The 26,254-nt window shown below is 46.0% G+C and carries 19 protein-coding genes and 2 pseudogenes; 15 read left to right on the top strand and 6 right to left on the bottom strand.

Annotated elements, in window-relative coordinates:
• Window positions 1–5: 5 nt before the first annotated feature.
• The 5 genes from Q0V21_RS00830 to Q0V21_RS00810 are packed head-to-tail and all read left to right on the top strand — an operon-like array spanning window position 6 to window position 4,915.
• Window positions 6–1,601 (top strand): ABC transporter substrate-binding protein, encoded by a 1,596-nt coding sequence (locus Q0V21_RS00830; protein ID WP_079349049.1) that lies wholly within the window; start codon window positions 6–8, stop codon window positions 1,599–1,601.
• Window positions 1,571–2,548 (top strand): ABC transporter permease, encoded by a 978-nt coding sequence (locus tag Q0V21_RS00825; RefSeq protein ID WP_143805492.1) that lies wholly within the window; start codon window positions 1,571–1,573, stop codon window positions 2,546–2,548. The genes Q0V21_RS00830 and Q0V21_RS00825 overlap by 31 nt, the downstream gene beginning before the upstream one ends.
• On the top strand, window positions 2,545–3,348 hold the full coding sequence (locus Q0V21_RS00820) for an ABC transporter permease (protein ID WP_179132783.1): 804 nt from the start codon (window positions 2,545–2,547) through the stop codon (window positions 3,346–3,348). Before Q0V21_RS00825 ends, Q0V21_RS00820 begins: the two co-directional genes overlap by 4 nt.
• A complete protein-coding gene (locus tag Q0V21_RS00815; RefSeq protein WP_301877127.1) occupies window positions 3,349–4,152 on the top strand; it encodes an ABC transporter ATP-binding protein in 804 nt (267 codons plus the stop codon).
• Window positions 4,145–4,915 (top strand): ABC transporter ATP-binding protein, encoded by a 771-nt coding sequence (locus Q0V21_RS00810; RefSeq protein ID WP_301877126.1) that lies wholly within the window; start codon window positions 4,145–4,147, stop codon window positions 4,913–4,915. Before Q0V21_RS00815 ends, Q0V21_RS00810 begins: the two co-directional genes overlap by 8 nt.
• 83 nt (window positions 4,916–4,998) lie before the next feature.
• On the opposite strand, the gene Q0V21_RS00805 is transcribed toward Q0V21_RS00810, so the two are convergent.
• Window positions 4,999–5,622, bottom strand: coding sequence for a DUF2306 domain-containing protein (locus Q0V21_RS00805; protein WP_301877125.1), 624 nt, complete (start codon window positions 5,620–5,622; stop codon window positions 4,999–5,001).
• A gap of 50 nt (window positions 5,623–5,672) precedes the next feature.
• Window positions 5,673–6,710 carry a DJ-1/PfpI family protein gene (locus Q0V21_RS00800; protein WP_301877124.1) on the bottom strand — a complete coding sequence of 346 codons (1,038 nt, stop codon included), beginning with the start codon at window positions 6,708–6,710 and terminating at the stop codon, window positions 5,673–5,675.
• Window positions 6,711–6,878: 168 nt separating this feature from the next.
• Here Q0V21_RS00800 and Q0V21_RS00795 point away from each other — a divergent pair, with 168 nt between their 5' ends.
• Window positions 6,879–7,565 (top strand): response regulator transcription factor, encoded by a 687-nt coding sequence (locus Q0V21_RS00795; protein ID WP_079349042.1) that lies wholly within the window; start codon window positions 6,879–6,881, stop codon window positions 7,563–7,565.
• Between the two features lies 1 nt (window position 7,566).
• Complete coding sequence (locus Q0V21_RS00790; protein ID WP_301877123.1) at window positions 7,567–8,898, top strand: sensor histidine kinase; 1,332 nt, start codon at window positions 7,567–7,569, stop codon at window positions 8,896–8,898.
• A gap of 177 nt (window positions 8,899–9,075) precedes the next feature.
• On the opposite strand, the pseudogene Q0V21_RS00785 reads toward Q0V21_RS00790, so the two are convergent.
• A pseudogene (locus tag Q0V21_RS00785) lies at window positions 9,076–9,225 on the bottom strand (ArsR/SmtB family transcription factor); the annotation flags it as partial.
• A 64-nt stretch (window positions 9,226–9,289) separates the two neighbouring features.
• Here Q0V21_RS00785 and Q0V21_RS00780 point away from each other — a divergent pair.
• A pseudogene (locus tag Q0V21_RS00780) lies at window positions 9,290–10,096 on the top strand (NADP-dependent oxidoreductase); the annotation flags it as partial.
• A 263-nt stretch (window positions 10,097–10,359) separates the two neighbouring features.
• Here the strand turns inward: Q0V21_RS00780 and Q0V21_RS00775 are convergent.
• Entirely contained in the window at window positions 10,360–11,235 is an 876-nt protein-coding gene (locus Q0V21_RS00775) for an AraC family transcriptional regulator (protein WP_024633337.1), read from the bottom strand.
• 203 nt (window positions 11,236–11,438) lie between these two features.
• Here Q0V21_RS00775 and Q0V21_RS00770 point away from each other — a divergent pair, with 203 nt between their 5' ends.
• Window positions 11,439–12,965 carry a glycoside hydrolase family 43 protein gene (locus tag Q0V21_RS00770; protein WP_301877120.1) on the top strand — a complete coding sequence of 509 codons (1,527 nt, stop codon included), beginning with the start codon at window positions 11,439–11,441 and terminating at the stop codon, window positions 12,963–12,965.
• Between the two features lie 73 nt (window positions 12,966–13,038).
• Here Q0V21_RS00770 and Q0V21_RS00765 read toward each other — a convergent pair whose 3' ends face one another.
• On the bottom strand, window positions 13,039–13,812 hold the full coding sequence (locus Q0V21_RS00765) for a helix-turn-helix transcriptional regulator (RefSeq protein WP_079349039.1): 774 nt from the start codon (window positions 13,810–13,812) through the stop codon (window positions 13,039–13,041).
• A gap of 181 nt (window positions 13,813–13,993) precedes the next feature.
• Between Q0V21_RS00765 and Q0V21_RS00760 the strand changes: the two genes are divergently transcribed.
• The 4 genes from Q0V21_RS00760 to Q0V21_RS00745 all read left to right on the top strand — a co-directional run bounded on the left by Q0V21_RS00760 (window position 13,994) and on the right by Q0V21_RS00745 (window position 20,765).
• On the top strand, window positions 13,994–15,547 hold the full coding sequence (locus tag Q0V21_RS00760) for a glycoside hydrolase family 43 protein (RefSeq protein ID WP_301877119.1): 1,554 nt from the start codon (window positions 13,994–13,996) through the stop codon (window positions 15,545–15,547).
• 109 nt (window positions 15,548–15,656) lie between these two features.
• Window positions 15,657–17,336, top strand: a complete 1,680-nt coding sequence (locus tag Q0V21_RS00755; RefSeq protein WP_301877118.1) for an extracellular solute-binding protein — start codon at window positions 15,657–15,659, stop codon at window positions 17,334–17,336.
• Window positions 17,337–17,394: 58 nt separating this feature from the next.
• Window positions 17,395–19,152: a sensor histidine kinase gene (locus Q0V21_RS00750; protein ID WP_301877117.1), complete on the top strand. Its 1,758-nt coding sequence runs from the start codon at window positions 17,395–17,397 to the stop codon at window positions 19,150–19,152.
• Window positions 19,137–20,765 carry a response regulator gene (locus Q0V21_RS00745; protein WP_301877116.1) on the top strand — a complete coding sequence of 543 codons (1,629 nt, stop codon included), beginning with the start codon at window positions 19,137–19,139 and terminating at the stop codon, window positions 20,763–20,765. Before Q0V21_RS00750 ends, Q0V21_RS00745 begins: the two co-directional genes overlap by 16 nt.
• A 90-nt stretch (window positions 20,766–20,855) precedes the next feature.
• Here Q0V21_RS00745 and Q0V21_RS00740 read toward each other — a convergent pair whose 3' ends face one another.
• The gene (locus tag Q0V21_RS00740) at window positions 20,856–21,623 is read right to left on the bottom strand and encodes a helix-turn-helix domain-containing protein (protein ID WP_301877115.1); all 768 of its coding nucleotides are present in this window, start codon (window positions 21,621–21,623) and stop codon (window positions 20,856–20,858) included.
• Between the two features lie 304 nt (window positions 21,624–21,927).
• Here Q0V21_RS00740 and Q0V21_RS00735 point away from each other — a divergent pair, with 304 nt between their 5' ends.
• Together Q0V21_RS00735 and Q0V21_RS00730 are read left to right on the top strand one after the other, a co-directional pair.
• Window positions 21,928–23,283 carry an extracellular solute-binding protein gene (locus Q0V21_RS00735; RefSeq protein WP_079349034.1) on the top strand — a complete coding sequence of 452 codons (1,356 nt, stop codon included), beginning with the start codon at window positions 21,928–21,930 and terminating at the stop codon, window positions 23,281–23,283.
• Between the two features lie 59 nt (window positions 23,284–23,342).
• Window positions 23,343–26,240 carry an extracellular solute-binding protein gene (locus tag Q0V21_RS00730; protein WP_301877112.1) on the top strand — a complete coding sequence of 966 codons (2,898 nt, stop codon included), beginning with the start codon at window positions 23,343–23,345 and terminating at the stop codon, window positions 26,238–26,240.
• The last annotated feature ends 14 nt before the right edge of the window (window positions 26,241–26,254 follow it).

Genomic DNA, 26,254 nt, shown 5'->3' with positions numbered 1-26,254 from the left:
TAGGGATGTTTGGAAGATCTGGATTTGGAGTAATTGCTGTTGTCTTATTGTTGTTCATTATGGGGTGTTCACAACATGTGAGCTCACCCTCTGCAGCAGAGGAGGACAAGAACATTGTGGTCGCAGTCACGCAGGATACTGAAGCAGACAAGCTTGATGCGTCGACTTACAATGGTTCCAGACATACGCATGCGGCTATATATGATGCCCTTGTAGACTATAAAGGAAAAGGTGAATTTACGCCCAGCCTGGCGGAATCCTGGGAGATATCCGATGATGGCAGGACTTACATTTTACATCTGCAAAATCAGGTCCTTTTCTCGGATGGCAGTCCACTGAATTCAGCAGCCGTGAAGTTTTCTTTGGAAAGAGCGGTAAGCAGGGAAGAGAATGCTTCGCTTGAAATATCCCGTTTACTGCAAAAAGTGGAAGCACCTGATGATCAAACGGTCGTACTTTCCTTTAAGGAGACAGCAACGCAAGTGTTGTACGAGCTTAGTCAGGCAAGACCATTTCGAATTATGAGTCCAAACTCGGTAACCCCTGAGGGAGATGTGAATGGTACTTTTCAAAAAGCGATTGGAACGGGTGCCTGGAAAATAGGAGAGTATCAACAGGGGATTCAGACTGTTCTAATCCCGAATGATCATTATTGGTTAGAACAACCATCCGACTATTCACTTGTTTTCAAAGTCATTACAGATCCTCAGGCAAGGGTATTGGCATTGCAATCTGGAGAGGTGGATCTTGCGGGCGGGGAACTTGGGAATATTCCCATGGAAAGTCTCCCGGTATTTCAGAACAACGACAACTACGTAATCGAAACCGGAAGCAGTACAATGTCCTACTTTATGGTCATCAACCAACACAATACTTCTCTAGCTGATAAGAATATCCGCCAAGCTATCAATTATGGCAATGATACGAGCAAGTATGCGGGTGGTAGCGGGGACCCTGTCAGAGGATTGTTCCAGGAAAAGGTTGCATTTATATCCGACAGTAATCAGCCTTCCTATCCGTATAATCCCGAAAAAGCCAAACAGCTGATTGAAGCCTCGGGCTACCAATGGAATAACAACAAGCAGCTCTATGAAAAAGATGGACAAGTTCTGCAGCTTCGTCTGGTCATCCAAACGGAAGAATATCCGGAATGGAAAGAAATGGCTGAGATTTTTCAAGACAACATGAAGCAGATCGGCATTCAAATCCATATTGTGAATCAGGAGCGGGCAGCTTACTACGATACCCTGTGGAGCACAAAGGAATATGATCTGCTTATGTATCGGACATACACTGATGCTCAATTACCTTATCGATTCCTGTCGTCCTTATTCTATGATTCGCCATCCTCACCGGGAGTTGCGTATCAGGACAAGCCTTTATCCGATTTGCTGGATCAAATCGCGGCTACGGTTTCCACTGAGCAGCAGCAAAAGCTGTTCAATCAGGTGTTCCTCCGCATGCATGAGGAAGCCATGTCTGTTCCGATATACTACGCGAAGCAAACCTTTGTTCATTCAAGCCAAGTGGTTGATTTTAGGTTCAATGCTATTGAGGACGATCCGTTGAAGTGGCATTACCTGAAGAAAGAAGCGAAGTAATGCTCCGCTCCATGATTCGTCGTCTGTTCATGTTGATAGTCACGTTTGTTTTATTTTCCTTGTTTGTTTTTACATTAATGCGTTTGGCGCCGGGTGATCCGGCGTCGATGCTGCTGCTGGAAATCGGAGCCGTACCGGAACAATCCATCGTAACTGATTTACAGAAGCAATGGGGATTGGATCAATCGTTCATTCAGCAATATTTAACATGGGCCCATCATGTATTTCAAGGAGAGCTCGGACATTCCTTTTCATCTGGAGAACCCGTATTAAGTGAAATGATGGAGCGTTTAGGCTCAACGGCGAAACTCATTGCAAGCTCTTTTTTATTAACCCTCTTCATATCCATACCGATTGGAATCTGGATGGGATTGAATGAAGGCACAATGGCAGATCGAGTGGTTTATTCAATGACCATTTTGGGGTTGTCGATCCCTTTATATTGGCTTGCTATTCTTCTAATGTATGCCTTTGGCGTGATATGGCCCGTCCTGCCTGTTGTAGGCAGCTCGACCACACGGCATTATATTTTGCCGGTAACTGCCATGACGCTGGTGCAAAGTGTTTACTTTATTCGGATGGTTCGATCCTATACGATTCAGTACAGCAAGTTCTCGTATATTGAGGCTGCAAAAGCCAGGGGATTGCGGCCGAGCATCTTTTATCCGTCTTACTTACTGCGTTCCATGTTCATCCCGATTCTGACATTGATCACAACGAGTCTACCCGGCTTTTTTGGGGCTTCGATTATCACCGAGACGATTTTCAGTTTTCCGGGATTCAGCAAATACATGCTTGAAGCTATTTTTCGCCGTGATTTTCCAGTCATTCAAGGGAGCGCACTATTCGTGGCAGCATTTATTTTTGTTTTTAATTTTATGACCGACCTGTTGTACTTCCTTGCGGACCCGCGTGTTCATCTTGACAAACAGAGGTGGGAAGGTTGATCAGTATCATCCGAGCGAATAAACTGCCAACGGCAGCGTTGTTATATATCATCCTACTTATTATTACAGGGCTTGCGGCCCCGTGGATTTCACCTTATGATCCATTCCATACCAACCATCAACAGAAGCTCCTTCCTCCCAGCATTGCTCATCCATTCGGAACGGATTATTTAGGAAGAGACCTGTTAAGCCGGGTCATACACGGGATTAGTGAATCGGTATTTCCTGTATTTATTGTACTTAGTGTTGTGATGTTGATTGGTCTTCTGGTGGGGACATGGAGTGCCTTTTTGGGGAACAAGCTGGACATGCTCATGATGAGCTTAACCGACATTTTCACAGCATTACCGAGTATGCTGCTTACCATTGTGGTCGTTGGCTTCCTTGGCTTTGGCATGGAAAATGTATATTTTGCGGTGATTCTCTCCTGGTGGGCCAAGTATGTACGAATTATTAGAGGACTAATTCATGATGTGAAAAAGGAACCTTATATTACCGCCAGCAGGGTAAGCGGAGCATTTGGAATTAGAATAATAACCAAACATATGATTCCGAATATTACACCTCAGATTGGAACGATGCTCATTCTGGACGTGAGTAAGGTGATTCTGACTTTATCCGGTTTATCCTTTTTGGGTATTGGTGCACAGCCTCCTTCTCCCGAATGGGGTGTCATGCTATTGGACGGAAAAAATTATTTGCAGGTCGCCCCATGGATGGGCTTCTTTCCAGGCTTTATGATATTTCTGACTGCAGCCTCGTTCCAAATTATAGGCGAGCGACTGAGGAGGGAACGCTAAATGACGACCTTGCTCGAAGTTAAAAATCTAAATATCAGAAACGCGGAAGGTCAATCGCTTGTGCATGATAGCAGCTTTTCTCTGGAGTCAGGGAAAACATATAGCTTGATTGGTGAAAGCGGCAGCGGTAAAACGCTGACAAGTAAGGCTATCTTGGATATGCTGCCTGCTCATCTGCACATGTCAGGTGACATCGTATTACAGGGTGAACATCTGCAGCAATTATCCAGGAAGCGCTGGCGCAGCATCAGAGGGAGCCAGATCGGCGCCATCTTCCAGCATCCGGAACAGGCCTTGCATCCGTCGATTCCGATTGGCCGGCAATTCGTTGATCTGATGCGCAGTCACTTGCCTGTTTCAAGATATGAGGCTGAGAAGCAGGCCAAAAAAATGTTATCCCAAGTTCTCTTAAAGGACACGTCCCGTGTGATGAGCAGTTATGCCCATGAGTTAAGCGGTGGAATGAATCAACGTGTCATGATTGCGATGGCGCTTCTGTTAAAGCCGAAAATTCTGATAGCCGACGAGCCAACGAGTGCACTGGATGTCAGTACACAGGCTGAGATCATATTCCTTCTGAAAGAGCTCATTCTGGACACGGACATGAGCATGTTGTTTATTACCCACGACTTACTTATATCCAGCTATCTTGCGGACACGATTGGTGTGATGCGTGAGGGGAGAATAATAGAGCAGGGCAGTAAGGACAACATTTTAAGCGCACCGGAACATGAATATACCCAACAATTGTGCAGGCATTGCTCTCAAAGATTTCTTGGCAAAGGAGAGAGAGCTTATGCTTGAAATTCAGCGGCTGTATAAGGAAATAAACGGAAGACCCATTCTGGAAGATATTCATTTTGGAATAGAAGATGGAGAAGCACTGGCTATTGTAGGGGAGAGTGGCAGTGGTAAATCCACGCTTGCCCAGCTTATCATGGCCTTAAAACAACCAACCTCAGGCCATATTCTTTTTGACGGACGGCCCTTGCCTAGCAAAGGAATATCATCGTTTAAGGATTGGTATCGCGATATCCAGATTGTTTTTCAGAACACGGGCTCTACATTAAATCCCGCCATGAGCTTGTTTCAGTGCCTGGAAGAGCCTTTAATAAATTTCACCCGTTACAACAGAGCCGAGCGCAAGCACAGAGTCCTTGAATATTGGGGAAAGGTGGGCCTGAATGAGAAGCTTCTTCGAAATCGCCCCGGAAAACTGAGCGGAGGTCAGTATCAAAGAGCTTGTCTCGCCAAAGCTTTGTTAACGCGTCCCAAACTGTTAATCTGTGACGAAATGGTCTCCAATCTCGACGTCGTATTACAACAGCAGATGATTGAACTGCTCATGTCCATTCAGAAGGAACAGGGCTTGTCTCTTCTGTTTATTACGCATGACCTCACGCTGTTACCGGGTCTATGTTCAAAAATTATGGTTTTGAAAGAGGGAAAACAGGTTGAGCTTTTCAGTACTTCTGCCCTCTATGACGAAGCTGAGAGGGATCCCTATACCATTACATTACTGCACTCAAGTAAGATGTTTGAAACAGCATGGAAACCATTTTTGTAGGTTGTAACGAAATGCATAAGGAATAACAACATGTAAAGACCTTGCATCCGCATAAACAACGGTGAGCTAAGGTCTTTTACAGATTATATGCTCTTCATTCGGATAAACCATTCAGGAATAACTAGCAGTAATGCAATAGATCCATATATGCCTATCGTGTAGCTGGTAGCATAAATCATTCCGAATCCCTGATGAAGGAGGGAAGTGATGAGATGAATCAACATGTTCGTGAAGCAGAAGGCATAACTTCGGACCATCCAGTTCCGGTGCTGAATCATACGTTTTTGTTTAATCTGAATGAGAGCCGTAATAGTAATGAACAGCCAGATGATATTAAGGACATTGAAGCCCATACTGCTTATTTTCCCGCCAGTGGCGTAAGGAGCCATAAAACCAGAAGTCAGTACAACAAGCACTACGGACACAATATATACATAACCGTTTATACGGTGGAACCTGCGGCTCTTTTCAAAGATCCGATTAGAGAAATTCACCAGTCCGGACGCCATGGCCAAACATGCAAATGCAACATGAACGTACATGACATTTAACCAAATTGGAAGATGAAGCTCACGCTTCAAACCCGTCTTGTGGCTTAAAAAGCTTGAGGCTTCTGGGTCTATCCAATAGTTCTTCACCAACGCATATACAATAACTAAACTACTGACACAGACCAGCCAGCCGTATAATGTTCCTCGTTTCTTCATATCTGCTGCAATCCCCCCGAAACTCCTTTTTGTTCATATAGATAACCAGGCTAGTTTATTCGTCTTCCTGATAATTTGGAAGCAGGGAGAAGACCTGCTTTAGCGATCCCGTTCATCTGATCTCCGTCCACAGTAACTTCGAATTTCAGATTCAGACGCATGGGTTTGGTAATCGGCAGGGACCAGGTTAACTTGTTGTCGTGGCATACGGGATTTAAAAATCGGATTGTTTCACCACCTTGTACTGCTGTCCCCTGGATCCCATCGAAACTTGTCGTTATGTAGAGCTTAACTTCCAGCTTACCGACAGGTGTAACGATTGTGGTATCCCAATTCCCGTCGAAGACGGATGTCTTTGTTTTCTCGTTCTGTAACATGACAGAGGTTACGGCCGTTTGATTCATTACATTAGGACTCTGTTCGTTATTCGTTAACGACTTGTGAGTGCTGGGTGCAATGCCTGTCTCTTTCCAAACGGTTCCTCTTCGTTCATATTCGAACAACTGCTCTATCTTGTGTGCGATACGCGGTCCCAGTTCACGTTCGACCAGATACAGCGCTACATCAAGTCCCGAGGTCACACCGCCCCCGGTAACCAGGTTACCATCATCCACTACGCGAGCCGGAACTGGAATCGCTCCGGTTGCACCAAGTAAATCCATCCCCAAGCGATGTGTTACCGCATGTCTGCCTTCCATGAGACCTCCCATGGCTAATAACAAGGAACCGCCGCAGACCGTGGCAACAACGATGTCCTTATGGTCGAGAGCTTCCCTGATCATAGGGGTCAATTCCGTATTCATGGCCCTGCCGAGAATAGCCGGGATTGAATCTGGACCATCTCCTTCAACATCACCGGACGCGCCAGGCACTACGATAATGCCCTCTTGTTTCGGATCAAGTCTGCCGCTCGCTTCCATTTTTAATCCATTGGTACCACTGGCCACTGATCTCGGCCCTTCAGCCGTAACGAGCTCTACTTCTAACACATGATCAGCATACATGGCAGCGGCGTGAAAAACTTCATAAGGTGCAATGGCATCCATTAGGTCGAAGCCATCGAATAACACGATTTGAACAGTTAACATGAATAAATCCCCCTCACTTTAAGTTCCTCGGGAAGAATCATAACAAACGAATATCTCAAAGGAGGTTTTATAAAGGTCACAAAACGATAAACAAATCATCACAAAGTATAACCTCGTCTTGGTAATAGAGGAATAAATGATAAACTAGATGACAGAGGTGGGATAAGCATGAGTAAATATCATACGATACTTGTTGTAGATGATGATTTGAGTATCGTCGAGCTGTTAAGAGATTTTCTGGAGAATGACCAATTTCACGTTAAAACGGCTTGTGATGCGGAACAAGCATGGACCATACTTCAACAAAACTCCATTGATTGCATTGTTCTCGACATCATGATGCCTGGACAAGGCGGATTTGAATTATGTCGCCGGATTCGAGGGGAAAGTGATGTTCCAATCCTTTTTTTGAGTGCACGCAGTGATGATGTGGATAAGATTCGGGGGCTGACGCTCGGCGGCGATGATTATATCGTCAAAACGGCTTCGCCTGGTGAAATTGTGGCCCGAGTGAAAGCTGTTTTGCGGCGCACCGCTTCCAGACAGCCCGTGCAGGGGAAAGTCTTGGATTACGGACGCATCCGCTTGAATCTGTCTGCAAGAGAAGTCCTGATCGAAGGGATAAAAGTCGAGCTTACGCCTAAGGAATATGAGTTATTCCGATTATTTGCGGAACATCCGCGACATGTTTTTACCTATGAGCAATTGCTTGCAAAGTTTTGGGATGGTGTGGGTGACAGGCATACTATACGAGTCCATCTGAGCCGGCTTCGCGAAAAAATTGAAACCGATCCAAACGATCCACAATTCCTGGTCAACGTATGGGGAGTCGGATACCGATTTGAGGGAGCATAACATGAGAAAACTTCGCATTCGTACATTCACATTGCTTTGCTTATTCGTCTTGCTGACGTTGCCGTGGCTCTTTTTTGTCACGGCTCACTTTATGTACACACAAACATTTCATATCTCTAAAAGCCAACAGCAAAATGAAACATTGCAAAGACATCTCAGTAAGGTGATTCACACGATAGAAGTGGGTACAGATCATTGGACCGATCCAAGCTGGCAACATCTGTTGTACACCGAGTTGAGTAGAGCAAAGATGGACGTGGTCATTGAATCTGCGACCCATTCGGAAATTTATCGTTCCAGTTCAAAGCGCCACAGTTCATTAGCGTCGACTGAACAATTCTCTGTCATTGAAGACGGACAACTCCTGGGGAGGGTTGTGCTATATCTGCCTAAATCCAATGGAGTTCCGCTGATTGCGGCCTTTTTCGGACTGCTGCTTGCTTTCTTTGTGGTTGGAGTTGAAATGAGGAGGTTCCTTCTTAAGCCCCTGGAGAAAATGAGCAGTGCAGCTAGGCAAATGGCGTCAGGGCAGTGGGAAGTGCATTTGCCTGATTCCAGAATCACGGAAATCGCCGAAGTTCGCGATGGATTCGAGGTTATGGTGAAAGGGCTTGAGGAATCCTACAGGAAACAAGTCGAGCTGGAGGAAGAACGAAGATTTGTCATCGCTGCCGTCGCGCATGATTTACGTACACCATTATTTGCCTTGCGGGGGTATTTGGACGGATTGGAGCAAGGAGTAGCGCAGTCACCAGAGAAAATAACCCGATATATAGCCGTATGCAAAGAGAAATCCGCCCAATTGGATCGATTGGTGGAGGACCTGTTCACTTTTACAAAAATGGAGTACTTGGAAAGTGAACTTAACACCAAAACTTTGGATTTATCGCAAATCCTCCGAAAGTCAATTGAGAGTTTGAGTCCTCAGGCTGAGCAAAAACATATTTCTATCTTAGCCCATTTAGCAGAAGGTTGTTTCATTAACGGAGATTCGCATGTACTAGAGCGCGCAATGAACAATGTGTTGGAAAATGCCGTTAGATACACGCCCTCAGGTGGCAAAATAACCGTTCAATGCTGCAACGACGGAAAGAAAATTAAGTTTACGATACACGATTCCGGGTCTGGTTTCTCTTCAGAAGAACTGGAACGTGTTTTTGAACCCCTCTATCGTGGCGAAGCCTCACGGAGTCGTGCAACTGGGGGGAGTGGATTAGGATTAACAATCTCACAACGTATGATGAAGCAGCACGGGGGAGAACTTGCTGTAAGCAATCACCCTGAGGGTGGGGCGGTGCTAACAGGATGGATACCTCTAGCAGACTCGAATTAAAAAGAAAGATTCAATCGGTCCTCTGACCCCGAATGTAAATGTTAAATTTTTCCTTGTGATCTCCATTTTCTTTCTCATCGTTGTCAAGCACGATAACTCATGACATACTCACAATAAAATGCTTCACCTATTTGAATGTATAACAAAACAAATGAGGTGTATTTTGAACTTGAATAACTGCCTCATCATAATGATCTCAGCTTCTCTTAAAATTCTAAGATGATGGGACACTGCGGGGCGTGATAAATGAGTTTTTTCTGCAATCTCGCCTACACGCATTCCTTTTATACACGTTGTCTCCATAAGTACAGTGATAATCGATTGTCGGTGAAGGGTCCAAAAATTATTATTTTATAGATCTTAGAACAAAATTAGGGGATATGAAAAATATGATTTTTCAGGAGTGATTGTACAAGTTGGAAAGAAGGTTAACCAATTTAAGCAGGGAGATGAGATTTACGGCCGACCAAGAAAGAGCCGAATCGGAACCTTTGCTGAATTTATATCCGTACATGAGGACGATATAGCCCTAAAGCCTAAAAATCTCTCCTTTGAAGAAGCAGCGTCCATACCATTAGTTGGACTTACCTCATTTCAGGCATTACATGATGTATTACAACTTTCGGCTGGGCAGAAGGTATTGATCCAAGCTGGTTCTGGCGGCGTGGGAACCTTTGCGATCCAACTCGCCAAAGCAATGGGGATATACGTTGCAACAACGACAAGTGAAGCGGGAATTGCCTTGGTCCAGTCGCTTGGAGCCGATCAGATCATCAATTACAGAAAAGAGGAATTTGATCAGGTGCTGCATCATTATGATGGCGTATACGATACTATTGGGGGGGAGACTTTAGAAAAAGCCTTTAAGATCGTCAAGCCGGGGGGACAAATTGTCTCGGTGACAGGCTGGCCCAATGCACGCTTTGGAAAAGCGTACGGAGCTGGCTTTATCAAAACCACTATTTTTCGATTGATCTCTCGTAAGCTTACAAAATTAGAGGAAAAGCATAATGTGAAATATAATTTCTTGTTCATGAAGCCTAGCGGCAAACAATTAGAGATTATTTCTGAACTGATTGAATCAGGGAAAATCAAACCTGTTATTGATAAAATATTTTCGTTTGAAGACACTCAAAAGGCGATAGAATACGCTGAAAAGGGAAGAGCCAAAGGGAAAGTAATCGTAAAAATGAAGTGAAACAATACATTGTATTAAGACGGATATGAAATACAAAGAAATCGCACAGGAATTCAAAGATTACATGAAACAAATCCAATAGTATAAAAAGGAAACCACGGTACCGAACTCGGTATCGTGGTTTCTTTGTTTTGTGATTCAATCGTAACAGATTCCTTAACCCAGGCATCGAAAAATGAGGCAGGTTCCAATGCGGAGTTAACTCGAAAATCTCGATTAACTATAATTTTGTATTTTGCGATAAACGGTACTGGATCGGTTTTTCACTGGGGAATCTTATGGTAACTGTAGTCTGTATTGTTTCGCTCCTGTTTCACAAACTTGCCGGGAGACATGCCAACAATTCGGGTAAAACTGCGAATGAAGTTCGCATAATCCCTGAAACCGGACTGAAAGCAAGCTTCCGTTATGCTCAAACCGTCAGACAAGCAGTATTTTGCCAATTCAATACGACGACCCAAAATGTATGAGCGTAGGGTCAGTCCCGTATGTTTTTTGAATTGGCGACTAATATGTGTGCTGTTGATATAAAACATCTCTGCAAGTTTGCTAAGCGTGATCTCCTGGGCTAGATGTTCTTCGATATAGTCCATTGTTTTACATACCAGTTCGGGCATGATATCAGTTGGAATGGATGTTGTTTCATGATACGAATCGTTTATTGCAACCATGAGCTGTGCAACGACTGCATTGATTTTAACATCCGTTCCATACGCATCTGAAGCCAGCAAATTCTCCAGTTCGGCAGCCAATCGAAGAATCTGTTTCAACTGCTCCTGTTCCAGATGAACGATATTACCTTTGCCCTTAGGACGATAATCAAAACAAGCGGATAGACTGGTTGACGGAGTAGACATTCTCCGGAGATACGTTTTTTGGAGATTGATCGTAATTCGTTCGTATTCGGAATCATCCATAATATAAGAGCGGTGCATTTCCTCTGGAGAAATGACAAGCAAATCACCGGGTTCCAAATGGTAGCAGTGATTTTCGATATAAAAATTGACGTTACCACGAAGGAAAAGGTACACCTCATAGGCATCATGTCGATGATAAGAGCTTTCCAATGGATAGGTTGTCACCCGGTGCAGATATAAGAGTTCAGGTAGGATGGGATCATACAAATAGGAACCATTCACAAGGCACCTCATCCTTTCACGCAATAAATAGACCGTTACACGCAATGAAAAATTGGTTGGTTTACCTTAAAATGTAATCATCCTATCATGGCGTGCTTATTATTGCAAACGTTTTCTTTTTTTAGTATACCATATTCAGAATTGGGGACAGCTTAGCGTGATCATGGAATATCCAAAATATTTGAAATGGAGGGAACCTGCCCATGAAATTCAATTCTTCTTCAAATGCCAGTGAACAAACGGAATTGCGACCACAAGTTGCCTTAACGTCAAGTATCCAATCAGCGATTGGAAAAACACCTCAGAACGGAAATCCGCTGATTGCCCACAAATTTGGAGCCGATCCCTACGGTCTGGTATTCCGTAATCGTGTCTATATGTATATGACAAGTGATACGCTGGAGTATGATATGGAGGGTCTTCTCCAGAAAAACAGCTACAAATCAATCAACCGCATAACCATCATCTCTTCAGACGATTTGCTCAACTGGACGGATCATGGTGAGGTTCTGGTTGCCGGACCACAAGGTGCAGCACCATGGGCCACCCAATCCTGGGCGCCTGCAGCTGCGCATCAGATAATCGAGGGAAAGGATCGGTTTTTCCTATATTTCGCTAACAATGCAAGCGGCATTGGGGTATTAACTGCCCCCACTCCGGTCGGACCCTGGACAGATCCGATCGGAGAAGCTCTTATCACGAGGGAGACTCCAGGAGTTGAAGAGGTGACATGGCTGTTCGATCCGGCAGTGCTGGTAGATGAAGATCACAGGGCTTATATCTATTTCGGGGGTGGAATTCCGGAAGGAAAAGCACAGAGGCCCGACACGGCAAGAGTGATGCGATTGGGAGAGGATATGACCAGTGTAATAGGCCGTGCCAAGGTTATTCCTGCACCATACATGTTTGAGGATGCAGGCATACATAAATTTAACAATACCTACTACTTTACGTACTGCTCAAACTTCTATGAGGGTGACCGACCAGAGAGCAGTCCTCCGCCAGGAGAGATTGCTTATATGACAAGCAGCCAGCCGATGGGACCCTGGACGTACAGAGGATGCATTCTCAAAAATCCGGGGCACTTCTTTGGTGTTGGCGGTAACAATCATCATGCCATATTTCAATTTGCGGATTACTGGTACATTGCCTATCACGCACAGACGTTATCCCAAGCCATGGATGCTCCCGAAGGCTATCGTTCCACACATCTGAATCGAATTAACTTCGACACGGTTGATGGGCACATTCATGAGGTATGCGCAGATGTTCAGGGGGTTGATCAGGTGAAATTCTTCTATCCTTATGAGGGAGTAACTGCGGCGACCATGGGATGGAGTGCAGGAGTGAAGACCGAGAAATTAAACTTGCATGACTCTGTATCTTCCACTGAATCGGAAGTTGTAATTACAGCAAATATGGGAAGTGGCAGCTGGATCGCTTTATCGAAGGTTGATTTTGGTCATGAAGGGGCAGCAAGCTTTTCAGCAACGATATCCAATGGCGGGGGTGATGGGGTGATCGAACTTCGTCTGGATCAACCTGACGGACAATTCATCGGACAGCTTCTCGTCGAGGGATCCGATGTAAACCATCCGTGGCTGGATTATACGACCTCCGTTTCAGATGCCCAGGGTGTTCATGATTTATATTTTGTAGTTCATGGAAGTGAGAGCGGAAAGCCGGACATCAGCATCAGACAATGGAAATTTGAAACAGGTAAACCTTAGCATGTCCCTACTGCGCCGGAGAAGAGCCCCTGCGCAGTAATTTTGTTGCCAAATGGTGAATTTTGCAAGTGTATTATGATGGAGAAGTGATGGACTTACGATAAGCACGTGGTGTACAACCGACCATTTGCCTGAATTGCCTGGAGAAATGCTCCACATTCCGATAACCACAAAGCTCACTGATGTCTGAGATTCTGGATTGACCATGGATAAGTCTTTCTTTGGCAAGGCGAATTCTGGATTGGATTACATCTTCCATACATGAGATGCCAAATGTAGTTTTGTATAACGATTGCAGATAGCCTGGACTAAGATGAACACAATCAGCCATGACAGTAACGCTCCATTCTTGGCCCGGATTATGGTTAATGCTCTTGCGAAGATCTAGAAGATCCTGATAATGCGGCGTGTTAACGGCGGTCTGAGAGGCTTCGAGAAGCTTGTTAAACATAATTCGAAACAAATAATCAATAGAGAGCTCACGGTAATCACACGAAAGAAAATTTTCGGTAGCCAGCAATTGAAATAATTGATGACAATAGCCGGGGTCCGGAAGAGGGATGGGTGTGCCCAGCGGAAGAGCAGTCTCCAGTACATACGATTCATCCGAGAGAAATCGTACCCAATCATTTATGTATTGATCCGAGCACGCACGATACATGATTTTCTGATGAGGAGGATAAAGGACGGCACAATTGGCAGGATACGCTTTTATCTCGCCATTCACCCAGAATTCCGCCGGAGTCTGTGTGAGAATGAGGAGCCAGAAATCATGCCCATCCGGTATGTCATAAATGAAGTCTCCCGGGTGAGCGGCATCGTAACCGACATAGAAAATCGTATTCATATCATTCTCCAATCTTAGAATAGATCAATTTTGCGGTAGCATATATCATTCTTTGTGATGCACTTCTATTTTATAATTTTAAGGGAAAACCGTTGGAAAATCATTAATTAACAAACGAATTGCTAAGGATCGAAATCGTTGGTTAAGTCTTTGAAATGATCAATAAAAGGGGAGAAAGAACATGATGTATGCTAACCCGATTATTTGGGCTGATTATCCGGATCTGGATGTGATTCGTGTTGATGACACCTATTATATGGTCAGTACAACAATGCACATGATGCCAGGCTGTGTCATTCTGCGCTCCTATGACTTGGTCCATTGGGAAACCGCTGCTTATGTGTACGATAGACTGGATGATACACCTGCCCAGTGTTTGGAGGAAGGCAAACAGATATACGGCAAAGGCATGTGGGCTGCCTCGCTTCGACATCACCAGGACACGTTCTACGTCATTTTTGTTGCCAATGATACCTATAAGACTTACCTGTACACTGCCAAATCCATATCCGGTCCCTGGAAGAAGCATAATGTTGAAGGCTTTTATCATGATTGCTCTTTGTTTTTCGATGACGATAGTCGAATCTACCTGGTTCATGGTAATGCCGAGATTTATTTGACAGAGCTAAGCTCTGATCTGTCCGGGCCCGAACCCGGCGGAGTACAGCGCATGATTGTTAAAGACAGACAGCCTTATTTCCTCGGCTATGAAGGTGCCCATTTCTACAAAATCAACGGGAAATATTATGTGTTTTTAATCCATATTTCCAAAGCTTTGGGGAGAAGAACGCAGGCGTACTATATGGCCGATTCGCTGGAGAGTGAGTTTATTGGCGGTGAAGTATTTAATGATGATATGGGTTATTTTAATGCTGGGGTAGCCCAGGGAGGAATCGTGGATACACCGGATGGTGACTGGTATGCCATGCTTTTCCAGGATCATGGTGCCATCGGACGCATTCCTGTTCTGGTTCCGCTGCATTTCGAAAATGATATTCCGGTGTTTGCCAAGCAAGCCCCGAATCCAATCCTGATCCCGAGCACGAGACCGGATTATACATATAAACCCCTGGTTGGGAGCGACTCTTTTTATTATGAACCGGACGAAGACGGAAGGGTACGCCTGAACGATTTTTGGCAATGGAACCATACCCCCAACGATGACCTCTGGTCTGTTACCGACAAACCGGGAGTTTATCGCATGCAATCCGGGGATATTCGTCCAAACCTGACGTTTGCCGTTAATACACTGACGCAGCGTGCAATGGGTCCCGCCTGTGAAATGATCGTTACACTGGATGGAAGCAGACTGAAGGACGGCGATTACGCAGGCTTGTGTTTTCTGATTGGCACCTATGGTATGATCGCGCTCACGAAAAATGAAGGACAGTTTTACCTGGTCATGCTGGCAAGAACCAGTGAAGATGCATCCATTTTTGGTAATCTGGTTGATGCAGAGCCAGCTACCGAATATGCGAGAATACCGATAGAAGAATCAGTGGTTACGCTTAAGGCCATCGGGAATTTCGTGGACAATCAGGACGAGTGTTCATTCTTTTATCTGGAGGGAGCGAGGTGGAAGCCGCTTGGGATCACCCACAAAATGTTTTATAAATTGGATCACTTTATGGGCTGCCGGATCGGATTGTTCTTATATTCAACGAAAATGATCGGGGGGACAGCTAATTTTTCGAATTTTAAATATCAGGTGATGCTCACGGATGAACAGGATTGAATAGATTGAACAGGATTGTTTGAATGGATTCGTAGCGTAGAGTATGGAAAGGAGTCGCCCAATCGGCGGCTTCTTTCATAATATTTTCAACCGAATCGGGGTGAATCATATGCGCATCACTGTGTTAACCAAAACAAAATTAATCGTGATTCTACTGCTCAGCGCATGTATACCAACAGGGCATACTCGCGGATATTCGGAACAAGATATGGTGGAGATGAAGGTGCAGGCAGCAGACAACCATCCGAACTTTGGGGAATACAGCTCTCCGGTGCAAGTCTCTTTTGTCAGAGAAGCAGGTGACGATCTGGATCAAATGATCAGCGAGCTTCCCGGGGAGACGTTGTTGGACAATCGCTGGACCCGACTGTACGAACAGAAGCTGGGGATTCAGCTGCACTATGATTGGATCGCCAAAGGAGATGTATTCGGGCAGAAGCTGGGTGTCTCCCTTGCTGCCGGTCGTATTCCTGACATCGTAAGAGTAAATCCGTATCAGCTAAGACAGTTGAGCAATGCAGGATTGATTCAGGATCTGTCCGATGTATACCAAACCTATGCCTCTCCGTTAACGAAGAGCATATTGGAGGCAGAAGGAAATGGTCCGTTTGAAGCGGCAACCATTGATGGCAAACTGATGGCGATACCTGAAACGGCATCCTCCATCGAAACAGCCCAGTACTTGTGGATCAGAACGGATTGGCTTGAACGCCTGCAACTTCATCCGCCTGTAACAATGGAAGACGTGCTTGAAATTTCGAGAGCGTTTACAGAGAGAGATCCCGACGGTAACGGTCAACGGGATACGTATGGACTTGCCCTAACGAATCATTTGTGGGACCCGGTCATGGGAACTGCCGGCCTGATGGCCGGGTATGACGCATATCCGAATATTTGGATTAAGGGTGCGGATGGCAAGCTGGTATACGGAGGCATACAGCCCGAAGTTCGCAAAGCGCTGCAAGTTTTGCAAAACATGTACCTGGAGGGCCAGATTGACCCCGATTTCAGCTATAAAAAAGGAACAAATGAAGCACGCCTGATCCAGAACGGAAAAATCGGCCTGCTTTATGGCGAACAATGGACTCCTTTTATGATCCAGTCAAGTCGGGAGAACGATCCAAAAGCCGAATGGCAGGCTTTTCCCATCACAGCAGCATCCGGCAGATTGGCCAAGGTACCCCTTCGCACCAATACCTGGCAGTACTTCGCCGTTAGAAAAGACTATCCTCATCCTGAGGTCATTATGAAGCTCATGAATCTGCATTTGGAGACGAACTGGGGCGAGCAGGCTCAGTACGAAACATACTACAATGACGATTCCAAGGCAGTGTGGATGCTCTCGCCGGTCACTCCTTTTCCGGGAACCAAAAATCTGGATGCCTATCGCCAAATTCAGGAAGCAAGCCGTTCCGGAGATCTGTCCGTACTTCAGGAGGAAGCATCGGCAATTCAGAAGAGAATTGAAGCTTATATCAAGGAGGGCGTGGAAAGCGGTTGGGGCTGGAATCAGACCTATGGACCGTCTGGAGCGTTCAGCATAGCGGATGGTTATGAAAGGAATAGACAGCTTCTGTACGATCAATTCACGGGTGGCATTACCGAAACGATGGTCGACCGGCAGATGATACTGAATGATCTCCAGCTTGAAGCCTACCTGAATATTATTCTTGGCAGACCCATTGAAGAGTTCGATCAGTTTGTGAAGGATTGGCGAAAATTAGGCGGAGATCAGATCACAACGGAGGTTAATGCGTGGTTTATTTCAAAAACGGCACTGGAGCAATGAATCGTTTCTCTAGGGCGCATGTAACCCCGAAAGCATCTCAAATGCTGGAGGGGATCAATTGATTAAATTCCCGGCCCAATCCTGGCGCAGCAGCATCTTCGCCCGGCTGATCGTGACTTATCTGATTTTTGTTCTTCCATTAATTCTGCTGGGAATATATTTGTACAACTGGAGTTATGACAATGCCAGACAGGAGATATCGTCGTCAACAGAAAGGCGGCTTGTCGGTTATCTCGATGAGTTGAATCGGGAAATGGAATGGATGGAGCTGCAGCAGTTTGACATTGTGGAAGACAGGAAGCTCAACAGGCTTGCCATTCTATGGGAGATGATGGATCAGGTGGATCGCCGAGATACACTCCATTATCTGTCCGAACGGCTTGCCACGTTCAAGAATAGCAGTGTTTACATCAAAAATGTTCATGTGCATATTCGCACGATTGGTAAAAGCATTTCCGCCACTCATGGGATTGATGATTACAACAGTGATTCCTATAACTATTTCAGTTCAGGTGTGCAGGGAAAAGGAAATCGTTTTGTGGTGAAAAAGGATGAAATGAACCTGAGTGCCGTAAGGTTGAGCGGTAAAAAAGGAGAGGCTCCGCTATTTGTAGTGCAGGTCGAGCTAGATACGGAACAATTTCAAAATGCACTGACCCAGCTTAACCTGTATCCTGACAGCGGTTCGTTTCTGATGGAAGAGCAAACGGGCCATATCATTACAGACCTTTCGCAGCGTGATTTTATTCTTCAGGCTTATCGGGATCACATCATTAAAGGTGACCATGGTGCATTTCAGGTAAAGGTGGATGGCACACGCTATTATGTCAGTCAGAGCCGGTTGGAATCACTGGGTTTGTCTGTAGCGATGTATTTGCCGGAAAAGAGTGTGAAAAGACCACTAAGCAAGTTCTACCACTGGGCATGGCTGTTTGCAATGACATCGTTTGTGGCAATAACGGCCTTTCTCTATTCAGGCTATAGGCTCATCCACATTCCTCTGCTTCTGCTCGTGAAGAGATTTAAGAAAATGGAGACCGGGGTACTGGACATCCCCATTGTGCATAAGCAAAAGGATGAGTTTGGCTTCCTGTATAGTCGATTTAATCAGATGCTTGAAAGGCTTCAGCTGCTAATTGATCGGGATTTCAAAAAAACAATGATGATGCAGCGTGCCGAATTGAAGCAGCTCCAGTCCCAGATTAATCCCCATTTTTTATATAACAGCTTTTTTATTCTCAATTCACTTGCAAGAACAGGGGATACGGAGCGCATTGAACAATTCACCCACATGCTTGGCGAATATTTCAGATTTATTACCCGTAACGAAACTGATCAGGTCAGGCTGGAAGAGGAGGCAGCTCATTCACGTATTTATACCGAAATTCAGAAGCTGCGGTTTTCCAGACGCATACAGGCAGACTTCGGTGATATGCCCGCGGCGATGGAGCGCATTTGTGTTCCCCGATTGATCATACAGCCCATTATCGAGAATGCGTATGAGCACAGTCTGGAAAAAATGACCGATCAGGGTATGCTGCGAGTGCGGTTTGGCATCAAGGATAATGTCGCAGAGATTAGTGTGGAAGACAATGGCCATGAATTGGAGGATCATCATATTGAAGCACTTCAACACAGTTTGCTTGAAAAAAGTGACTCGCATGAAATGACGGGTATGATGAATATTCATCGACGTCTGGTACTGACATATGGGGAAAAAAGCGGCCTGTTTTTGACGAGAAGTGAACTGTCGGGGTTAAAGGTCACAATCCGAATTCATTTGGAAGGAAGGGAAGACGGATGTATCGACTTTTGATTGTGGATGATGAGGAAATTATTACGGACGCTCTTTATGAAACCTTTGCAAGATATATGCCTGATTGCCTTGACGTATGCAGAGCTTACTCAGCGAGTGAGGCATTAGCCTGGATGGAACGCTCAAGAATTGATATCGTGTTAACTGACATTCGCATGCCTGGCATGAACGGTCTTGAGCTAACAGAGCAGGTTCAGGCTTATTGGGCGCATTGTCGTGTTATTTTCCTAACGGGTTACAGCGACTTTAACTATGCTTACCAGGCTTTTCAGATGCAAAATGTCCGTTATTTGCTCAAAACGGAAGGGTACGACAAGATTTTGGCTGTGGTGGGAGAAGTAGTGGAAGAGATTCGACAGAGTCAGCACATGCACAAGCTGCTGGAGAAAACATACGAGGTTACCTGTCAGCTGGCAGTGTTACAGCAGGAGGAGTATCTGCGAAATCTATTGCAGAACGGGACTGCATATGCAGGTTCTGAGATCGACATCCAGAATCAGTTGGATCAATGGGGCATTGGACTGCGTGCTTCTTCTCCCGTTTATGTTGTGCTTGGCCGAATGACTTACAGGGAGAAGCTCTCCCATTCGGAACGCGCTCAGCTTCAGAAATCTGCCCGAATGATCGGTTCTGCTGTAATGGAGGAGCAGACTATTCCTAGTAGCGTGCTGGACCATTATGGGGATATGGTGTGGCTTATTCAGCCTAAGCAGTTGGAATTGGAACCAGACAGTTCCCTTGTTCGGTATCTGGAGGGTACATTGGAATGGGTGCAGGAGGCATGCATGACTTCACTTGACATATCCGTGGTCTTTGCATTGGCTGGGAAAAGCTGTCACTGGTCCGAAATTCCCCGGCAATACGAGAGGTTGAGGCAACTGCACTGGATGAAAATTGGCGATGGCATATCCATGGTACTTCGGGATTACGATGAGGTGCTTCCGAATCAGGGACAGAGGGAGTTTACACGTATCAGCAACCGAATCGAAGTGATGTCAGGGTATTTGGAGACAGGGAAAATCCAGCAATTTTACGAAGTGTTTGAGGCTTTGGCCAATGAACTGATTCATGAGGATGTGACTATGGAGAGGGCCATGGAAACCTACTATAATCTGGCGCTTCATCTGTATTCGACCATCAATCGATGGGGTCTGCATCAGGATATACCCGATCAGCGCAGGCTTTTACATCTCCACGAGTATACTTGCATGAAGGATGCGGTGCAGTTTCTGTATCAGGCAGCCGACCAATTGGTGCGCTTCAAGAGCTCGAATGAACAGGAACGGGCAAATGCCGTGATTCATTCCCTGTGCACTTACGTCACGGAGCATCTGGAAGAAGATCTTTCGCTTGTAAGATTGGCCGAGCTTTATCATTTCAATCCATCGTATCTGTCCCGTTTCTTCAAGCAGGAAATGGGAATCAACCTCTCCGAATTCATTGACGAGCTGAGAATCAGGCGGGCAAAAGAGCTGCTTCGAAATGCCGATCTGATGGTTCGGGAGGTTGCACTGCAGGTCGGGTATGAGTCAGCCCATTCATTCACTCGTTTTTTCAAAAAGGCGACAGGTATGACACCTCAGGAATTCAGAGAATCTCTATTGGTTCGTTAAAGCGAAAATGAAGAGAAGCAAGGCTGCAGGAGCGAGTGCCCTATGGCCTTGCTTCTCTTTTGCCTTAACGGATACTGAAGTGCTTCTAAACTAAGCAGTGAATGCTTTTTGTTTTCGATAAGCATTGGGACTTACGCCTGCGTATGCCCTGAATTTTTTATAAAACCAGTCCGTATCCATATATCCTATCTCCACTGAAATTTCATAGATCCGCAAATCGGTGGTCGTCAGCAGTAGTTTGGCTTTTTCCATTCGCTGCTGAAGCAGGTAATCATTGAAGGAGATTTTCTCTTCCATTTTAAATTTCTGTCCAAGGTATGCGTAGTTAAAATGAACCATATCGGAAATTTTCTTCAACGTGATGTCACTGCTGAGATGATCGAGGACATAAGCTTTGATCATCTGGATGACCTGGGCGGAATGCACCTGTTTACCCTCAAGCTGAATGATCGACCTTAAGGAGTACAGATTCCGCTTGGGTTGTTCAGGTTCCAGCTTGGTCTGGAGCCTGTCAAGACTATGGAGGAGCGCAGATGCGTTGAGTCTTCCAGGCAGATAATCACTTACTTGATAAGCTAAAGCTTTGCGGACAAGCTGGAACTGATCATTGCCTCCCATAATAAGAATCGGAATCTGGCTTATTTTTCGAATATAGTGACAAACCCATAAACCTGCAGCCGCATATCCTCCGGTACTTACGAGCACCACAGCAAATTGCTGCTCGGACAATGCCGATAACGCGGTACGGGTGCAAACAACTCGTTCTCCTATGGCATAATCGGAGTTGCTGCGACGCAGCAGCTGGTGCAATTCCCCGAACACGTAACGACTGAAATCCACAAGCAGAATGTTATGCATGAGCAATCCCTCGCTTTCAATTGTTATAAACCGAATCCCACAGCACATCGAGAGCTGAATGACAGATGTCTACATTCCATTAATTCCATTATGAGAAACAAAGAAAGCGCATACAATGTGCATTTGTTTGCTGAGGGAGCATTTATTTACCAATTACATAGGAAAATGCTTCAATTTGGATTCGAATGGCCCAAACCTATAGTTTGACCGGGTAAATACCTTTATTTTCACAGGTTGTTTGCGCTTTCATTCGAAGGCTACACTTTGATGGCAAACCGAAAAACCACATTCAGGGGGGACAACAATGAGAAAAAACATGTTCATGCTGATGAGTCTGGTCCTTGCAGTCATGCTGTTGCTGAGTGCTTGCAGCTCTGGCTCCAGCGCTCAGACAGAGCCGGAAACGAAGGCACCGCAGGAGGAGCAGGCTGCAAATGAAACAGAACCAAAGAATGAGAACTCTACACCAGAAATGGATTTTGACATGGGGGGAAGAACGATCAAGGTCGTTGCCTGGTGGGATATGGAAATGACCGATAGCAATCCGGACAACATTCAGCGAATCGAGAACCTGGAGGCGCTGAAGAAAAAGCATAACTTTGACATCGAATATATTTCAATTGATTTTGGTGAGTACCAGGAAAAGGTCGTAGCCTCCCTGATGGCAGGAGAACCGCTTGGTGATATTGTACGGCTGGGCAAAAGCTACGCTATCCCCGCACTCACCAAGCAAGATTTGTTATGGCCAGTGGATGAGTATACCAAAAACGATAAAGTGTTTAACCAGAAAACAACGAACCAATACATGCAGTATGAAGGTCGGGGATATGGCTTCACAGAGGACCAATCTTCATTCATAAGCGGTATTTTCTATAATCGCACACTCATGCAGGAACTGGGTATGAAGCCGTTACAGGAATACGTGGACGAAGATCAATGGAGCTGGGATACGTTCATTGAAGTTGCCAAAAAGGCGAACAAGGATCGCAATAACGATGGCAAACTCGATACCTGGGGTTTGGCACAAAGAGGGCTGCTTGAACCTGTGCTGTACTCCAACGAGGCCTCGCTGACCAAGGGTGACAAGCAAAACCTGGATGATCCAAAAACAAAAGAAGCGCTGAAATTCGTGTCCAGAATGGCTACGGAGAAAGTGGGAAGAGCTTCGGAAGGCGGCGACTGGACCGAACCGGCTACCTTCTTTCGGCAAGGCAATACGTTGATGTATTCCGGCGCCATGTACGAGATTGAAGGAATTAAGACAGATATGCAGGATTATGATATCGGCTTCCTTCCGTTCCCGAAAGGACCAAGTGCGACCGCCTACCACTCCGGTGAATCGCAATATCAGGCACTTACCATTCCGAAAGCTGTCGAAAATCCGGAACAACTGATGTACATCTGGGAAAAAATCAACGAGATTGACTCCATCTACGATTACCCTAGTCAGTCTACCCTGGAGACTCACCTGACGGACGAAGCCGATATTGAAAATGCAAAAACGGTTGCCGAGGGCATGCTGGTGCTGGACCATAATACGTTCCCATCTCTGCCGTTCTGGGATTTTAACGGTGAGCTGGTCGATGGTGTTTCCGTTTCCACCGTTATCGAAAAATATAAAGCACCCTTCCAGGCAGCCATCAGTGAGGTATACAAATGAGTCATTTGCTACATCCAATGGATGCAAAATGCTGAAATAAAAGGGGGACATATGGGAACATGCGGTCACGAAAGAAAAAGGGACTAATTGTGCTGCTCGCCTTTGCCATGATCTTCTCCTTATTGAGTCTGTACCCTACGCGAGATCGCGGTCCGGGCATTGCACAGGCGTACGAGGACTTTGAAGCGGTGTCGGGTACAGCTGATTCCCGCAGCTATGAGCACTACATCTCCACTCTCTCAAACACAGATACACCTGATCAGATTATACGAATTGAAGGGGAAGCTTTCCTGCAGGCTGCGGACGGGGAGTTTGAGGTTATTGATGGCTACGCAGGGCTGGACGGAAAGGCGGTAGTCACACCTGAGTCTGGCACCATTAGTTGGAATGTTCCTGTGCAGGCCAGTGGTTTATACCAACTACGCATTCATTATTATCCAGTGGCAGGCAAAAGCTCCGCGATTGAACGGAAGCTGGAGCTGAATGGAGAGGTTCCTTTCAGAGGAGCGGATGTGCTGCTTTTTGACCGGGTATGGGGGAATCGCGAGGACACGATACGAAGGGACGATCGCGGTAATGATCTCAGACCCCGGCAGGTCGAAACACCAGCTTGGCAGCTTGCCTCCTTCAAGGACAGCGCAGGTTATTTCGAAGAGCCCTATCAGTTTTATTTTGAAAAGGGCAACCAGCAGCTGTCGCTAACCTCGCTGCGCGAAAGTATGGCGATCGATTATATCGAGCTATATCAGGAAGAGAGTATCCCTGCTTACGAAGAGCTTCAGGCTGCTTATGAATCGGCGGGCTTGAAGCCGGCTGAGCCCGTCATGCTCAAGCTGCAGGGAGAACAGGCAGTGAGCAAATCCTCACCAACCCTAGCTCCCATCTCGGATCGCTCAAGCCCGTCTCTTGAACCATATGACGTCTCAAAGATCCGTATCAACGCCATTGGAGGCCTCAACTGGAAGCTTCCTGGGGAATGGATCGAATGGGATGTGGATGTACCGGCTGATGGCCTGTACCAAATTGCACTCAAAGTGAAGCAGGATCAGCTTCGCGGCGTGTATGCCACACGGAGTCTGATGATCGACGGTAAAGTTCCATTCAAGGAAATGGAGCGTATTCGCTTCAACTACAGCCCTGATTGGCAGACGCGGGTGCTGGGCACAAGTGAAAGTGAACCTTATCTGTTTCACTTGAAAAAAGGAACGCACCGTTTGCGAATGACCGTTACGCTGGGGGATATTGCCCCACTACTGCGAACGGTGGAATCCAGCGTGCTGGAGCTAAATGAAATGTATCGCAAAATTTTGATGATTACATCCAACAAGCCTGATCCGCTCAGGGATTATCAGTTGGAGCAGCGCATTCCTGAGATGACGGAAGTATTCAAGCGGCAGGCTGACATTCTCCGTTCTGTTGCGGATTATTTGGAGAAGGCAACTGGTGAACAGAGTGACAAGGTAGCCGTATTACACGCCATGGTTGTTCAACTGGAGGATATGGCGGCAAGGCCGGAGACGGTTCCGAAACGTCTGGATACCTTCAAGATCAATGTGGGCGGGCTGGGAACATGGATTTTGTCTGTCCGTGAACAGCCTATAGCACTGGATTATCTGCTGGTGTCCTCGCCTAATCATGAGCTGCCCAATGCTGAGGCTAACCTTTTACAGCAGATGAAGCACGAAGTGGGAGCCTACGTCGCTTCCTATACAGAGGATTACGACAGTATTGGCAATATGAAGCAGACTACGAATTCCATTACCGTGTGGATTACTACCGGACGCGACCAGGCTCAGGTTTTGAAAAGCCTGATTGATGATTCCTTTACTCCTGAAACTGATATTTCAGTCCAGCTGCGTCTCGTTCCGCCCAATATTTTGCTGCCTGCTACACTCGCTGGAGAAGGGCCGGATGTAGCCATGCAGATGGGCGAAGATATTCCCGTCAATTACGCCATGCGGAATGCGGCGGCTGATCTGAGCGGCTTCCTGGACTTTGATAAGGTTGCGGAGAGGTTCCGCGAGAGTGGACTGACGCCGTACCGATTCAACAACGGCGTGTATGCCCTGCCGGAGCAGCAGCATTTTCCAATGCTGTTTTATCGGAAAGATATTTTGAATGAACTTGGTCTGGAGCCACCTCAAACATGGCAGGACGTTTATAATGCCATCTCGGTATTGCAAAAACATAATATGGAGTTTTACCTGCCTATCGAGGATGCGACGAACAATGCCAACATGATACCGAACGCAACGTTTGCTATGTTGCTTTATCAGAACAATGGCGAATTTTACGCGGAAGATCAGAAGGCAAGTGAGCTGAATTCAGAGATTTCCATGGATGCGTTCAAGCGGTGGACCCAATTCTATACCAATTACAAATTCCCGCTTAAAGCCGATTTTCCCAACCGCTTCCGCACCGGAGAGATGCCAATTGGAATTGCGGACTACACAACCTACAACATGCTAACCGTCATGGCGCCGGAAATTCGCAATCTGTGGGATTTTACAATCGTACCTGGCACGGAGCTGGAAGACGGGTCCGTAAGGCATGAGGTGGCAAGTGCCACAAGTGCGGTCATGATGCTGGAAAATGCCAAAAACAAGGATGCTGCCTGGATGTTCATGAAATGGTGGACTGACAAGCAGACCCAGATTGAATACGGCAGGGAAATGGAAGGCCTGATGGGCGCTGCGGCTCGTTATCCGACCGCCAATATCGAAGCACTGGAGCAGCTGCCTTGGCCTGTTAAGGATTACCAAAACCTGGAGAAGCAATGGGAGTGGGTGCAAGGCATTCCACAAGTTCCCGGTGGATATTTTACAGGCCGACACCTGGACAACGCGTTCCGCAAAGTGGTCAACGCGAATGAGAACCCGCGCGAGGCCTTGTCAGACTATGTTCTGTATATCAACGATGAGATCGAACTCAAGCGAAAGGAATTCAATCTGAAGTAGAGGAAGGGAGGGTA

The sequence above is a fragment of the Paenibacillus sp. 11B genome (assembly GCF_030487755.1).
Lineage (GTDB): Bacteria > Bacillota > Bacilli > Paenibacillales > Paenibacillaceae > Paenibacillus > Paenibacillus vandeheii.
The sequence above is the reverse complement of the archived record's forward strand: the minus strand, read 5'-3'. Positions and strand labels throughout refer to the sequence as shown.